The 13,883-nt window shown below is 70.0% G+C and carries 11 protein-coding genes and 1 pseudogene; 7 read left to right on the top strand and 5 right to left on the bottom strand.

Features of this window, described 5'->3' with window-relative positions; genetic code table 11:
- Positions 1–892 precede the first annotated feature (892 nt).
- Positions 893–1,276 (bottom strand): FAD-dependent monooxygenase, encoded by a 384-nt coding sequence (locus I8N67_RS35995; protein WP_234046829.1) that lies wholly within the window; start codon positions 1,274–1,276, stop codon positions 893–895.
- A 177-nt stretch (positions 1,277–1,453) separates the two neighbouring features.
- Positions 1,454–1,747 (bottom strand): hypothetical protein, encoded by a 294-nt coding sequence (locus I8N67_RS44760; RefSeq protein ID WP_372443881.1) that lies wholly within the window; start codon positions 1,745–1,747, stop codon positions 1,454–1,456.
- 279 nt (positions 1,748–2,026) lie between these two features.
- On the opposite strand from I8N67_RS44760, the gene I8N67_RS35990 reads away from it, so the two are divergent.
- The 4 genes from I8N67_RS35990 to I8N67_RS35975 all read left to right on the top strand — a co-directional run bounded on the left by I8N67_RS35990 (position 2,027) and on the right by I8N67_RS35975 (position 7,445).
- Complete coding sequence (locus tag I8N67_RS35990) at positions 2,027–3,685, top strand: MFS transporter (protein ID WP_200308491.1); 1,659 nt, start codon at positions 2,027–2,029, stop codon at positions 3,683–3,685.
- Between the two features lie 87 nt (positions 3,686–3,772).
- Entirely contained in the window at positions 3,773–4,324 is a 552-nt protein-coding gene (locus I8N67_RS35985; RefSeq protein ID WP_200308490.1) for a DoxX family protein, read from the top strand.
- A 94-nt stretch (positions 4,325–4,418) separates the two neighbouring features.
- Entirely contained in the window at positions 4,419–5,888 is a 1,470-nt protein-coding gene (locus I8N67_RS35980; protein WP_200308489.1) for a benzaldehyde dehydrogenase, read from the top strand.
- Between the two features lie 33 nt (positions 5,889–5,921).
- Entirely contained in the window at positions 5,922–7,445 is a 1,524-nt protein-coding gene (locus I8N67_RS35975; protein ID WP_200308488.1) for a carotenoid oxygenase family protein, read from the top strand.
- Here I8N67_RS35975 and I8N67_RS44755 read toward each other — a convergent pair.
- Positions 7,417–8,082 carry an IS630 family transposase gene (locus I8N67_RS44755; RefSeq protein ID WP_372443880.1) on the bottom strand — a complete coding sequence of 222 codons (666 nt, stop codon included), beginning with the start codon at positions 8,080–8,082 and terminating at the stop codon, positions 7,417–7,419. The genes I8N67_RS35975 and I8N67_RS44755 overlap by 29 nt on opposite strands.
- A gap of 248 nt (positions 8,083–8,330) precedes the next feature.
- Here I8N67_RS44755 and I8N67_RS35965 point away from each other — a divergent pair, with 248 nt between their 5' ends.
- Complete coding sequence (locus I8N67_RS35965) at positions 8,331–8,693, top strand: hypothetical protein (RefSeq protein ID WP_200308487.1); 363 nt, start codon at positions 8,331–8,333, stop codon at positions 8,691–8,693.
- 519 nt (positions 8,694–9,212) lie between these two features.
- Here I8N67_RS35965 and I8N67_RS35960 read toward each other — a convergent pair.
- Positions 9,213–9,842 carry a nitroreductase family protein gene (locus I8N67_RS35960; RefSeq protein WP_200308486.1) on the bottom strand — a complete coding sequence of 210 codons (630 nt, stop codon included), beginning with the start codon at positions 9,840–9,842 and terminating at the stop codon, positions 9,213–9,215.
- A 422-nt stretch (positions 9,843–10,264) separates the two neighbouring features.
- Here I8N67_RS35960 and I8N67_RS35955 point away from each other — a divergent pair.
- Both I8N67_RS35955 and I8N67_RS45000 read left to right on the top strand, forming a co-directional pair.
- Positions 10,265–11,050 (top strand): annotated as a pseudogene (locus tag I8N67_RS35955) (aldo/keto reductase); the annotation flags it as partial.
- Positions 11,051–11,073: 23 nt separating this feature from the next.
- A complete protein-coding gene (locus I8N67_RS45000) occupies positions 11,074–11,394 on the top strand; it encodes an alpha/beta hydrolase fold domain-containing protein (protein ID WP_234046828.1) in 321 nt (106 codons plus the stop codon).
- A gap of 106 nt (positions 11,395–11,500) precedes the next feature.
- On the opposite strand, the gene I8N67_RS35945 is transcribed toward I8N67_RS45000, so the two are convergent.
- A complete protein-coding gene (locus tag I8N67_RS35945; RefSeq protein WP_200308485.1) occupies positions 11,501–13,720 on the bottom strand; it encodes an NADP-dependent isocitrate dehydrogenase in 2,220 nt (739 codons plus the stop codon).
- Between the last annotated feature and the right edge of the window lie 163 nt (positions 13,721–13,883).

Here is a 13,883-nt window from a genome sequence, read left to right as displayed (position 1 = left end):
CAAGCGACGAGGTCACTCGTCGAATACCAGGCGCTGGTCAGGAGAGGCGCTTGGTTATCAGGTGAGACGACATGATGGCGAGGAGCTGCAGGGTAGGCTGCGGCCTCCTTTTCCTGATGCGGTTCGGCGTCGGCAATGGCTGCTTTCGGCTCATTGGGCAAGTGCGGCTATTCTCCGGCGAGTACGGAACACCAGACGGATCTGTGGAAGAGTCCAGAGAGGGACGACGCAGTTCGCGAACGGAGGACGCGCGCGGCGAACTCCGGGCCGGTGGTGGCGACTCGCCGTCACTGTCGCTCAGGTCCGTGGTTGTGCTCTCGAGCGGACGTTGGGGCAATGATCGTCTCTGGAAACGCCGGTTTGGCCAACCGGCCTTTCCGAGTTGTAGTGCCGCCGCGTCGGATGGCGGCAGGGCACTGAGCTGCGTAGATGGCCTTCCGGCTGTTTCGCCGCCATGTTCGTTGACACAGCCGGAAGTCCCGGGAAATTCCCACGGGACTCCCCCTCCCGTCGTCGGCCGCTCTTTCGGTCCTGAGCAGGGTGATTGGGGTGCGGGCTGCGGCTCGTGCAGCGGCGGTCCGCCTTTACTGAACGGCGGCACACGCTTCTGCTGCGGCCCGTGACTGGTGAGGGGGGGCATGGAGCCGGGGTGCCGCTGGAATTACGTTCGGCCTATGCCCCTGCTAGACCGCCGCCTGCTGACAGTCATCCGGAGCGGTGGTGATGCGCACGCGGAGTCGCTGAGGCTGGCTTCGTTCCTGTACGCGGCTTGGTCGTCATCCCGACGATCGTTGTTTACGGGCGGCGTTCAGTTAGTGGCAGCCGGGTCCTTGGCGTCCACGAAGAACGGAGCACAGTGCGAAGCGACCGCTCGAAAACGCAATCCGACGCCCTACAGCGAGCGGCCCGTCGCGCGCGCTCGACGGGCGAGGGCACTCCGGCTGGGCGAACGGGTTCTTGAAAGGATGCCCGAAGCGCTGGTCGCCGGCGCCGCGGGCGTGTACGAGTGTCCGCCCGCCGATGCCGAAGTACTTCGTCCCGGTGCCCGGAACAAGGATCGGGTAGACCGCCCCGTCGAGGCCGCCGGCCGACTGCAGGGTGCGCAGCGACTCGTCATCGAGGCTGATCGCCTTGCGTCGTTGCCTGTGGTGGCGTTGCGTTCCACCAGCAGCACGCGTACGCCCTGGGAGCCCAGCAGGTGGGCGGCTGCCAGCCCGGTCGGGCCGGCGCCGACGACCAGCACGGCGGGTCGCGGTACCGGTGGTGGCTGCGTCATGAGGCGCCTTCCGTCGTTCGGACTACTGGCTACCGCACCGGCTGGTAGGCCGGGCCGCCCTCGGTCAGCAGCCGCTCGACCTCGGCGAAGATCTCTTCGGGGGACTGGTCGAGGTTGAGTGACTTGCGGAAGGGCTGGCGTACGTCACGCTCCGGCCGGAGGTAGGCCTCGTTGCGGTTACCTTTGGGGTCGAAGAAGTAGCTCCCGATCGCGTTGCCGTGCGTGACCTCCTGCTGGACCTCGATGCCCTACCCGCGAAACCGGTGGTGGAAGTCGATGACCGACTCCAGGGAGTCCACGCGCCACGACACCTGGTGGGTGAGCTTGGCACCGGGAGCGGCGGTGCGGCCCTGCTGCAGGACGAACTCGTGGTGCTCCTCCTCGGGGGTGTGAGGAGAGGAACACGATGCCCCGCTCCTCGTCTTCGTCGGTGGCCATCAGGCCCAGAACACGGGAGTAGAGGTCACGCATCTTCTCCAGGTCGTCGACCCGGAAGCCGGTGTGTCCGAGTCCAGAGCTCCTCATCGCGTGTCTCTTTTCTCGGGACAGCTGTTGCGATAGACGGGACGCTAGGTTCCTGCATGTGTGGATGTCAACGAGGCATTTCGTGAAGAGCTACCTCTTGACTGTTCACCTATTTCAGGTGCACTGTCCTGCTTAACGCTACGAGCGTCCGAGTATGCGGGATTCCCGTTCTGGCTCTGCTGAAGCCATCGGGGACCGCTCAAGCCGCTACTGGAGGCACACCCCATGACCCGTTCCGTTGCCGGGAGACCCGCCCCGGCCGTCGCGGAGGGCCCGCCGTCGCTGGGCCTCGGCACCTTGATCGCCGCCTGTCTGGCCATCTGCGTGGCCCAGATCGGCATCCCGCTCGCGTCTCCGATCATCGGAGTGATCCAGCGGGACTTCGGCGCCTCAGCCGCCGCGCTGGCCTGGATCCCCGCGGCGTTCATCCTGCCGACGGCCATCCTGGAGCTGAACTTCGGCGTCCTCGGCGACCTGTTCGGGCGCAAGCGCCTGCTCGTCCTCGGCGGGCTGCTGATCACCGCCGGGAGCCTGGTCGTCGCCACCTCGGGCTCGCTGACCCAGCTCATCGTCGGCCAGGTGGTCGCCGGACTCGGTGCCGCGGCGATCTTTCCCTCGTCGCTGGCCGTGATCGTCGCGGGCACCCCGGAGCCCGCCGCCCGGGCGAGGGCCCTGTCGTACTGGGCCCTCAGCCTGGCGTTCGGCGCCATGATCGCCCCACTGATCAGCGGGTTCACCGCCGAGAACACCGACTGGCACTGGGCCTACGTACCGCTCGCGGTGCTCGGCCTGGTCACCGCGGCCGTCAGCGCCCGTCGGATCGCCGACTCCCGCGAGCCCGCCGGGCGCGGACTGGACTGGCCGGGCCAGATCACCATCGCCGTATCCCTGCTGGCGCTGCTCTACGCCGTCATCCAGGGCGCCAACGACGGCTATACCGCGACCCACATTGTGCTCGCCTTCGCCATCGCCGTCGCCGCCTTCGCGGGCTTCCTCGTCGCGGAGCGCAAGTCGAGGGCGCCGATGCTGCGGCTGGAGCTCTTCCGGATCCCCTCCTTCGCCGCGGCCGCCGCCATCGGAATGCTCGCCATGTTCGGCTTCATCGGCACCGCCTACGCGCTGAGCATCAAGCTCGAGACCATCTACCACCTCTCCCCGCTCCAGGCCGCCCTGCCCTTCGCCCTCATCCAGGCGATCCCGCTGCTGCTCACCCCCGTCCTGCCGAAACTGCTGCAGCGTGTGCACCCCCGCGCTCTGCTCGTCGGCGGCCTGCTGTCACTCGCCGCCGGTGAGGTCTGGATGGCCCTGCTGCCGGGCGACGCCACGGATGTCGCGTCGATGGCCGGACCGATCCTGCTGCTGGGGGCCGGTTTCATCACGATGTTCTCCGCACTGACGGCCGTAGCGGTCGGCGCCGTCGACATCCGCCACGCCGGCATGGCCAGCGCGGTCACCAGCCTCGTCCGCGAGACCGGGCAGGCTCTGGGCCCCGCGATCGTCAGCGCCGTCGCCCTCGGTACGGCGAGCAGCGCCCTGGCCGCGAAGCTCGGCGCCGCCAAACTCCCCGCCGAGGCCATGGGCGCGGCCAGTGCCGTCAACGCGGAGGGCGGCGCGATCGCGGTCGCCAACGCCGACCTCGGCGAACTGTCGCGCACGCTGGTCCCGCTCGCCCGCCAAGCCCTCGAAGCCAGCCTCGACCTCGGCATTTACCTCTGCGCCGGAGCCAGCCTGGTCGCCGCGCTCATCGCCGTACTCGCCCTGCAGTACAGCGACGCCGCGGCCGCACCTGCCGGCCTGGGCAGCGAGGAAGCAGCCGGCACCTCCGTGCCGCAGAAGGACTCGGACATCGCAGCCCCGAAGGCCGAGGCCCTGCCCGGCCACTGACCGACCAGAGCCGCTCGCGGCCGACCGGACGACCGCAGCAGGGCCGTCCAGGAGCCCACATCCCGAACTCTCCGAAGGAGATCCCCCGTGTTCCGCTTGTACCGCAGCATCACCTCCCGGACGGCCGGGCTGCACAGTGCCGCGCTCCTGGTTCTGCGAGCCGTGACCGGCTGGCTGCTCATCCTGCACGGCCTCTACAAGGTCGACAGCGGTCTCACCGGCTTCGAGCTCGGCGTCCTGATGCCTCTCGGGCTGCCCGCGACCGGCCTGCTGAGCTGGCTCATCCCCACCTTCGAGATCGCCGCCGGCGCCTTGCTGATCGCCGGGCTGCTGACCCGGGTGGTCGTGCTCCTCGTCTGTGGGGAGATGCTCATGACCGGGTTCTGGATCAAGCTGGGCGTCTGGCAGACGGGCGTCCTCGGCCCGAACGGTGCGGGCGGAGCCGAGGTCGACTTCCTCTTCTTCGCGGTGTGCCTGCTGATCTTCGCCGCCGGTCCGGGTGCGCTGGCGACCGACTCCCTGCTCCGCCTGGAGCGAACCCCCCGCGACCAGGCCCCTGCCCCTGCCCAGGCCCCTGCCCAGGCCCAGGGCAGAGACAGAGACAGAGACAGGAAGCTTGCCGGAACATCGGCTGGATGACACCGCGCCCGAGGCCGGCAAACACCCCACACCACCATCTTCGCTACGCGACACATAAATTTCGCGATGCAACGCACTATGGGAACGGGACGCCATGACGCTTTTGGACAGCAGCACCTGGGAAGGGCGCATTTTCTCCGGCTCGGGTGAGTGGATCGGCGGCTCGGGCGAGGAGTACGACGCCGTCGAGCCGGCCACCGGCAAGACGCTGGGCCGTGTCGGATCCGCCACACCGGCTGACGTGGGCAGGGCGGTGGAGCGGGCGGTGCGGGCCCAGCGGGAGTGGGCCGCCCGGCCGTACTCCGACCGTGCCGCCGTGCTGCGGCGCGCCGCGCGTCTGTTCGAGGAGCACCAGCGGGAGATCGAGACGTGGCTGATGCGGGAGTCCGGCGCCATCCGGCCGTTCGCCGCCTTTCAGGTCGGCAGCGGCGGTGCGCAGGAGTGCCACGAGGCCGCCGCCCTCGCCGGGGCACCCTACGGTGAGCTGCTGCGTTCCGGGCAGGAGCGGCTGTCGTTCGCTCGCCGCAAGCCCGTCGGAGTGGTCGGCGTCATCGCCCCGTTCAATGTGCCGATCATCTTGGCCATGCGGGCCGTGGCCCCGGCGCTCGCCCTCGGCAACGCGGTCGTCCTCAAGCCGGACCCCCGCACCGCGATCAGCGGCGGCGTCGTCTTCGCCCGCGTCTTCGAGGAGGCGGGGCTGCCGCCCGGTCTGCTGCACGTCCTGCCCGGCGGCGCGGACGTCGGAGCGGCCGTCGTGGAGCATCCGCGGATCCCTGTCATCGCGTTCACCGGTTCCACCCGGGCCGGCCGGGCCATCGGCGTGGCCGCCGCGAAACACCTCAAGCGGGTGCACCTGGAGCTGGGCGGCAACTCCGCGCTGGTCGTGATGGACGACGTCGACCTGGAGAAGGCCGCGTCGGTCGGAGCGTGGGGGTCGTTCGTCCACGCCGGCCAGATCTGCATGGCCAGCAGCCGCCACCTCGTCCACGCCTCGGTCGCCGACGAGTACACCGCTCTGCTCGCCCGGCACGCCGACGCGCTCACGGTCGGTGACCCGGCCGGCGAGAACGTCGCCGTCGGGCCGCTCATCGACGCGGGCCAGCGTGACCGTGTCCACGGCATCGTCACGGACACGCTCCAGGCCGGTGCCCGACTGGCGGCGGGCGGTGGTTACGAGGGCCTGTTCTACCGGCCCACAGTGCTCGCCGACGTACCGCTCACCGCGCCCGCCTACGCCGAGGAGATCTTCGGACCGGTCGCGCCCGTCGTCACGTTCCAGGACCTGGACGAGGCGGCCGTGCTCGCCGCGGGCACCGAGTACGGGCTGTCGCTCGGCATCCTCACCCGCGACGTCATGAAGGGCCTCGCCCTGGCGGAGCGCGTGCCCAGCGGCCTCGTCCACATCAACGACCAGACCGTCAACGACGAGCCGCTCGTCCCCTTCGGCGGGGTCGGCGACTCCGGCACCGGCGCCCGGCACGGCGGCGTGGCAGCCAACCTCGAAGCCTTCACCGAACAGCAGTGGGTCACCGTACGCGGCGAACTCCCCAACTACCCCTTCTGACAGCCCCCATACACAGACCGCAGGGAGAGTTCCATGGCCCCGAACCCCATGACCGTCGTCCCCCGCCAGACCGGACAGACCACCACCCCGTCCGCCGCGGGAGCCGACTGGCCCACCGACAACAAGTTCCTCAACGGCCCGTTCGCCCCGTGGACGGAGGAGAGCGAGGCGTACGACCTGGAGGTGGACGGCGAGATACCGGCCGACCTCGCGGGCGCGCTGTTCCGCGTCTCCTCCAACCCCCGCTTCCAGCCCCGCGACACCGACCGCTACCACTGGTGGGAGGGCGACGGCATGGTGTGCGGCATCTACCTGCGCGAGGGCCGGGCCGCCTACCGCACCCGCTGGGTCGAGACCGACTCCATGAAGGTCGAGGTGGAGGCCGGGGAGGCGGTCTACAGCGGCTTCGTCAACGGCGGCACCCCGGGCCGGCTGCCCGAGGGCGCCCCGCCCGCCAAGAACCTGGCCAACATCAACGCCGGCCTCTTCGACGACCACCTGATCGTCTACTTCGAGGGCGGCCTGCCGCACGCGCTGGACCCCGAGACCCTGCGCACCCTCGGCACATACGACTTCCACGGCGGCCTCGACGTCCTGTGCACCGGCCACTACAAGACCGACCCGGACACCGGCGACATGCTGTTCTTCGCCGCCACCGGAGCGACCGTCACCTGGTACCGCGCCGACGTGAAGACGGCCCGGATCATCGACTCGCACTCCTTCGACATCGGCGTCCCGGTCCTCATGCACGACTTCGCCGTCAGCGACACCTACGCCATCTTCTTCGTCACGCCGGCCCAGTTCCGCCTGGACCTGGTGGCCCGGAGCAGGCCCGGCGTGGTCTGGGACGAGAACTCGCTCGAACACGGCGTGCAGATCGTCCTGATGAACCGTCACACCCACGAGGTCACCTGGCACGAACTCGGCGGCCACTGGGCCAACACCCACTTCTTCAACGCCTACGAACAGGACGGCGAGCTGGTCATCGACGGGCACCGCATCAGCCGGCTCGGCACCCCGGTCGACCACCTCTCCACACCGCTGGGCTCCCACGACTGGTTCCCCCCGGCCCAGCCCTACCGGTGGCGCGTCGACCTGACCACCGGACGGGCCACGGAGGAGATGACCAGCGGCATCTTCGGAGAGTTCCCCAAGATCAACGACGCGTACACGGGCCGACCGAACCGCTACGGCTACTTCGTCACCACGCGCGGCCTGGCCGACGACACCATGTCCGACGGCCTGGCCCGCCATGACTATCTCCTCGACCACACCACCGTGGTCGAAGGACCGGACGGTCTCACGAGCCCGGGCGAACCGGTCTTCGTCGCCCGCGAGAACGCCCGCGGCGAGGACGACGGCTACCTGCTCACCCTGTGGTGGAACCGCACCACCAACCTCAGCGAACTCCTCATCCACGACGCCGCCGACCTGCGCCGCACCCCACTGGCCCGCGTCAAGCTCCCCAGCCGGGTGCCCTTCGGCTTCCACGGCAGCTGGGCCGACCACCTCACCCTGGACCGGGCCATCACGACCCATCGCGGCGACGGCCGATAGGGCCCGGCTGTCCGCTTCGGTCGTCGACGGGCACAGCGTCCACGGCGCGATGAGCCGGCGCGCGGTGAACAGGAACTCGAGGGCGGCCCTGCGCCGCCGGTATGGCCACCCGGTCGTGTCCGTCCCGGACAGCCGCAGCAGATCGAAGGCGACGAAGTGGGCCGGCCACTCCGCTGCCGCCCGGGCCGCCCCGGCGCCGCGCCGGCCAGGCGCGGATCTTGCGGGAGCGGTGCGCGGAGTGGCCGTCCAGGACGAGGTGCACCTTGCGGTCGTAGTGGCCTGCGAGCCGGTTGAGGAAGCGGCACATGACGTCGGCGTCGAAGGTCTCGGTGAGCACCATGAAGTGCATCCGGCCCTTGGTGCTGATCGCGGACATCGCGTTGACCGAGAACCGGTTGCCCGTGCGGCGCACGATGGGGGTGCACCCCTTGGCGCCCCAGGTGCGGCCGGTGACCTGGTCGGAGCGGATGCCGGCCTGATCGGCGAAGAGCACCTCACCACCCTCGGCCCTCGCCTTCGCGCGGATCGCCGGCCAGGTCTCCTCCCGCCGGACGCGGACCGCTTCCGCGTCCTGCTCGACGGCCCGCTTGTCCGGACGCTGAAAGGACAGGCCCCACCGGCGCAGGTACTTGCCCACGCCCTGGTCGTCAGCCGCACCCGTACAGCTTCGCGATCAGGATCCGTGCGCTGCGCACGCCGGCGCCCGGCGCCGACCAGCTGTACCTCGTCTTCCCGGCGAGCGGGGGAGCGGAAGTGCTGTCTCTCGACACCATCGAGAGGCGGCTGGCCAAGGGGTGGCTGGGCGTCCTCATCGCCGGCGCCCGCGACCTGCCCGGAGTGTGATCGGCCCGCAGGAGCCGGAACGCAGTCCCGAGCCCGAGGCGCGTGATGCTCGGCTGCCCGGTCGCGGCCAGGGCGTCCACGATCCGCATTTCGGCGAAGGTCTGGTGTCTTGCCGAGGGCGGACGCCGAACCCTCCGCCAGACCTACGCCACCGAAGACCGGGACCTGAATCTTCGCCTGCTTGCCCTGGCGCGCGGCGTGTACGACCTGCGAAGCCTGGACGCCGAGCGGCCTGGCGGGCTGCCGGTGGCGGTATGGCACGGCCTGCTCACGGAGGACCGCCTCGACCTCGTGCCCTTCCGGCAGCCCGGCAGCCCGGCAGCGACCGGTGGCGAAGTGGCAGCGGCCTCCCTTTGGGTCCCTTGGCCGCCGTCCAGCTCTATACCACCAACGCCAACCCTCTGATCGAGGGCAAGGGCCACTCGCCGCTGTGCCGACACGCCCACGAACGCGCGGTTGTGGCCGGCGACGACCTCCTGACCGTCGCCGATCTCATGGCTCGCACCGACTTCGACTGGTGCAGCAAGTGTGGTGGCTACGCCATACGCAGACTCACCGACTCCCAGCTGTCCTACTACCGTGCGGCTCACCGATTGCACGACATCAACGGCGACTCGACGGCAGGAGCGCAGTCCCCGACACCGACACCGACACATCCATTGATCACCGGCCGTCCCGGCCGTCCGACGCCGCCTACACGGTCCCCATGCCGCCCGAGCCGAGGCGCCCGACGAGCCGGTAGCAGGCGATGTACGGCGGGTCGCCGGGCAGCAGTGGGCCGATCACGGAACTCAAGACAGGTCCCTCTCGATATCGGGTGCATGGGGCGCTTCAGGAGTCTCAGGTGCTTGAGGAGCCTGCACACGGTACGTACTCCTGTGATCGGTGCGCACCGTCGTTCATCCGATTTCCGGAGGGGTGATCTCAGGCGTCGTAAGGCGGGATCTCAGGCTCGTACCGGACGGGGAGCGGCTTGCCCCAGGTCTCCGCGAAGAAGGTCTCCGTCAGCGGGCGGCGCTCACGGGTGGCCGTCTCGCGGGCCCGCAGGTCTCCGGGGAGGAGGTCCGCCGGGGCCAGGGCGCCGATCGCGGTGACGGACAGCGGCCGGTAGCCGTCCGGGACCTCCAGGGAGGTGCGGAGGCGGTCGGGGTCGAAGCCGCCCATCTGGTGGGCGTGCAGTCCCAAAGCGTGTGCCTGCACCGACAGTTGGGCCACGGCGAGACCGGTGTCGTACGCGGAACCGTGGTTCGGGGTGCCGTTCTCCTGGAACTCCGCCGCCACCGCCGCGACCAGCAGTGAACTGTTCCCCGCCCAGAGCTGGTTGGAGGACATGAGGGTGGCGAAGATCCGCTGGTACGTCGTGTCGCCGCGGCGGCCGACCAGGAAGCGCCACGGCTGCCTGTTACGAGCCGAGGGCGCCCAGCGGGCCGCCTCCAGCAGGGGGAGAAGTTCCTCGTCGCTGATCGTGCGCGTGGGGTCGAAGGAGCGCGGGCTCCAGCGCTCGGCGAGCAGCGGGTGGACGGCCACGGCCGTGGTCGCGGTCCGAGTGGTCATGGGTGGTGCCTTTCATGAGGGAGGGGAGGGGAAAATCGGAGCGGGTGCGCAGGGTGGGAACCGGCGGCCGGCGACGATGATTCCGGGACGCGGCGCGATCGCGTGCGCGAGGCTCCCGAGCAGAGGCACGGCCGGGCCGCCGTGAGGCGCCTGGGGTGCGTCGTCAGCGGCCGGCGGAACAGGCCGTGGTCGTGACACGCGCGAGGTCGACGTGGCGGCGGGTCACGAGCACGGTCGTGGAGTCGGGCATGGGGCCAGGAAAGCACAACTGCCGCAAAGGGCACAGCGGTCTCCGTGACCGCGACGGCGTTTCGTGCGGCCGTCGTACCGGCATTCGTGCGCGCACGCTTGACTTCGCGTGCGCTTCAACTTGAAGACTCCCCTTCAAGCCCGGCAGGCGGGCGGAACGGGAGGCAAGGAACATGAAGTACCGCACCATCGGGACCGATCCCGCGACCCGTCGTGAGGTCAGCGTTCTGGCGCTCGGCGCGATGCTGTTCGGCTCGCGGACGGACGAGGAGACGTCCTTCGCCGTGCTCGACCGTTACGTCGAGGCCGGCGGGAACTTCATCGACACGTCCGACAACTACGCCTTCTGGATCGACGGAGGGCAGGGCGGGCAGAGCGAGGAACTGCTCGGCCGGTGGCGGCGCAGCCGGGGGATCGGCGACGAGATCGTCATCGCCACCAAGCTCGGCGCCCGGCCGCTCGCCGTCGGCACCAGCTATGTCGACAACGCCGAGGGGCTGTCGGCGAAGGTGATCCGGCAGTCGGCGGAGCGCAGCCGGGAACGGCTCGGAGTGGAGCGGCTGGACCTGCTCTACGCGCACATCGAGGACCGTACGGTGTCGGCCCGGGAGACCGTCGAGGGGTTCGCGGAACTCGTCGCTGAGGGCACGGTCGGGCTGCTCGGCGTGAGCAACCACGCGGTGTGGCGGGTGGAGCGGGCCCGCGCCCTCGCCGCCGCGGCCGGGCTGCCCGGCTACGAGGTGGTCCAGTACCACCACAGCTATCTGCGCCCGCGCACCGATCTGCCCAGTGACCTGTGGGCGGACGGCAGCCTCGGCGCGGCCACCGTCGAACTCCTGAGCTACCTGGAGGCCGAGCCCGACCTCACTCTGGTCGCCTACTCACCGCTGCTCACCGGCGGATACGTACGGCCGGACAGACTGCGGCCGGACTACGACCACCCCAGCAGTTCGCCGAGGGCTACTTCCTGCGGCGCGACGCCATGCGGTGGTTCTGGGACCAGTACACGACCAGCGACAAGGAACGCGCCGAGATCACCGCCTCACCCCTGCGCGCCACCCCCGCGCAGCTCAAGGACCTGCCCCCGGCCCTCGTCATCACCGCCGAGGCCGATGTCCTGCGCGACGAGGGCGAGGCCTACGCCGACAAGCTCCGCGAGGCCGGCGTCCCGGTGACCGCCGTGCGCTACCAGGGCATCATCCACGACTTCGTCATGCTCGACGCCCTCCGCGGGACCCACGCCGCCGAGGCCGCCATCCGCCAGGCGACCAGCACCCTGCGCACGGCCCTCGGCACCGACTGATCGCCGGCGCCCCGCCACCACCCGGCGCGGAAAGCACACCGCCCCGGTCGGGAACGATCCCGGCCGGGGCGGTGCTGTGCGGACCTGTCGGCCCGCGTGGAACGCGTCAGGCGAAGTTCGCCAGCGCCTCGTTCCAGGTGGCCGAGGGGCGCATGACCGCGGCGGCCTTGGCGGGGTCGGGCTGGTAGTAGCCGCCGATGTCGGCCGGCTTGCCCTGGACGGCGATCAGCTCGTCGACGATGGTCTGCTCGTTGGCGGCGAGGGTCTCGGCGAGCGGGGCGAACGCCTTCGCCAGGTCGGCGTCGTCGGTCTGGGCGGCCAGCTCCTGGGCCCAGTACAGGGACAGGAAGAAGTGGCTGCCTCGGTTGTCGATGCCGCCGACGCGACGGGACGGGGACTTGTCCTCGTTGAGGAAGGTCGCCGTGGCGCGGTCGAGGGTGTCGGCGAGGACCTTGGCGCGGGTGTTGCCGGTCACCGAGGCGTACTGCTCCAGGGACGGGACCAGGGCGAAGAACTCGCCGAGGGAGTCCCAGCGCAGGTAGTTCTCCTTGACCAGCTGCTGGACGTGCTTCGGGGCGGAGCCGCCGGCGCCCGTCTCGAAGAGGCCGCCGCCCGCCATCAGCGGGACGACCGACAGCATCTTGGCGCTGGTGCCCAGCTCCAGGATCGGGAACAGGTCGGTGAGGTAGTCACGCAGGACGTTGCCCGTCACCGAGATGGTGTCCTCGCCGCGGCGGATGCGCTCCACCGACAGCTTGGTGGCCTCGACCGGGTTCAGGACGCGGATGTCCAGGCCCTCGGTGTCGTGCTCCGCCAGGTACTCCTCGACCTTCGCGATCAGGTTGGCGTCGTGCGCGCGGGTGTCGTCCAGCCAGAACACCGCCGGGTTGCCGGTGGCGCGGGCGCGGGTGACGGCGAGCTTCACCCAGTCCCGGATCGGGGCGTCCTTGGTCTGGCAGGCGCGGAAGATGTCACCGGCGGAGACCGTCTGCTCGATCACCACGTTGCCGGCCTGGTCGACGAGGCGGACCGTGCCGGTGGTCGCGATCTCGAAGGTCTTGTCGTGGGAGCCGTACTCCTCGGCCTTCTGCGCCATGAGGCCGACGTTCGGGACCGAGCCCATGGTCGACGGGTCGTAGGCGCCGTTGGCACGGCAGTCGTCGATCGCGACCTGGTAGACACCGGCGTACGAGGAGTCCGGGAGCACCGCGAGGGTGTCGGCCTCCTGGCCGTCCGGGCCCCACATGTGGCCGGAGGTGCGGATCATGGCCGGCATCGAGGCGTCGACGATGACGTCGGACGGCACGTGCAGGTTGGTGATGCCCTTGTCGGAGTCGACCATCGCCAGCGCCGGGCCCTCGGCGAGCTCGGCGTCGAAGGAGGCCTTGATCTCGGCGCCCTCCGGCAGGGCCTCGAGGCCCTTGAAGATGCCGCCCAGACCGTCGTTCGGGGACAGGCCGGCCGAGGCCAGCGTCTCGCCGTACTTCGCGAACGTCTTGGGGAAGAAGGCGCGCAGCACGTGACCGAAGACGATCGGGTCGGAGACCTTCATCATCGTGGCCTTGAGGTGCACGGAGAACAGCACGCCCTCCGCTTTGGCCCTGGCGACCTGCGCGGTCAGGAACTCGCGCAGCGCGGCGACGCGCATCACGGAGGCGTCGACGACCTCGCCGGCGAGGACGGGTACGGACTCGCGCAGCACGGTGGTGGAGCCGTCGTCGCCGACCAGCTCGATCTTCAGGGAACCGGCCTCGGAGATCACCGCGGACTTCTCGGTGGAGCGGAAGTCGTTCTCGCCCATCGTCGCGACGTTCGTCCTGGACTCGGAGGTCCAGGCGCCCATGCGGTGCGGGTGGGTCTTGGCGTAGTTCTTCACCGAGGCGGGGGCGCGGCGGTCGGAGTTGCCCTCACGCAGGACCGGGTTCACGGCGGAACCCTTGATCTTGTCGTAGCGGGCGCGGATCTCGCGCTCCTCGTCCGTCTTCGGGTCGTCCGGGTAGTCCGGCAGCGCGTAGCCCTGGCTCTGCAGCTCGGCTACGGCGGCCTTGAGCTGCGGGATCGACGCCGAGACGTTCGGCAGCTTGATGATGTTCGCCGCGGGCGTCTTGGCCAGCGCACCCAGCTCGGAGAGGGCGTCCGGGATGCGCTGCCCCTCTTCCAGGTACTCCGGGAAGACGGCGATGATGCGCCCGGCCAGCGAGATGTCACGGGTCTCGACGGAGACACCGGCCGGGGCGGCGTACGCCTTGATCACCGGCAGGAACGAATAGGTCGCCAGGGCGGGCGCCTCGTCAGTGTGCGTATAGATGATGGTCGAGTCAGTCACCGGGTGCTCCGCTCCACGTCTGCAACATTGCTCGACATCAAGATATCTCGTGATCGGTGCCGACTCGACAGGGGCCGGGGGTGGGAATGGGTGGGCCCCGTTGCGCGGGAGAGCTCGGGGGGTGCGGTTGTGGTGCGGGTGCGGGTGGGTCGTGGTTGCTCGC

It is taken from the genome of Streptomyces adelaidensis, assembly GCF_016598475.1.
Lineage (GTDB): Bacteria > Actinomycetota > Actinomycetes > Streptomycetales > Streptomycetaceae > Streptomyces > Streptomyces adelaidensis.
The sequence above is the reverse complement of the archived record's forward strand: the minus strand, read 5'-3'. Positions and strand labels throughout refer to the sequence as shown.

Coding starts and splice junctions, on each gene's coding strand:
- I8N67_RS35995 (WP_234046829.1), bottom strand. CDS start 1,276: ATGACGCAGCCACCACCGGTACCGCGACCCGCCGTGCTGGTCGTCGGC.
- I8N67_RS44760 (WP_372443881.1), bottom strand. CDS start 1,747: ATGCGTGACCTCTACTCCCGTGTTCTGGGCCTGATGGCCACCGACGAA.
- I8N67_RS35990 (WP_200308491.1), top strand. CDS start 2,027: ATGACCCGTTCCGTTGCCGGGAGACCCGCCCCGGCCGTCGCGGAGGGC.
- I8N67_RS35980 (WP_200308489.1), top strand. CDS start 4,419: ATGACGCTTTTGGACAGCAGCACCTGGGAAGGGCGCATTTTCTCCGGC.
- I8N67_RS35975 (WP_200308488.1), top strand. CDS start 5,922: ATGGCCCCGAACCCCATGACCGTCGTCCCCCGCCAGACCGGACAGACC.
- I8N67_RS35960 (WP_200308486.1), bottom strand. CDS start 9,842: ATGACCACTCGGACCGCGACCACGGCCGTGGCCGTCCACCCGCTGCTC.
- I8N67_RS45000 (WP_234046828.1), top strand. CDS start 11,074: ATGCGGTGGTTCTGGGACCAGTACACGACCAGCGACAAGGAACGCGCC.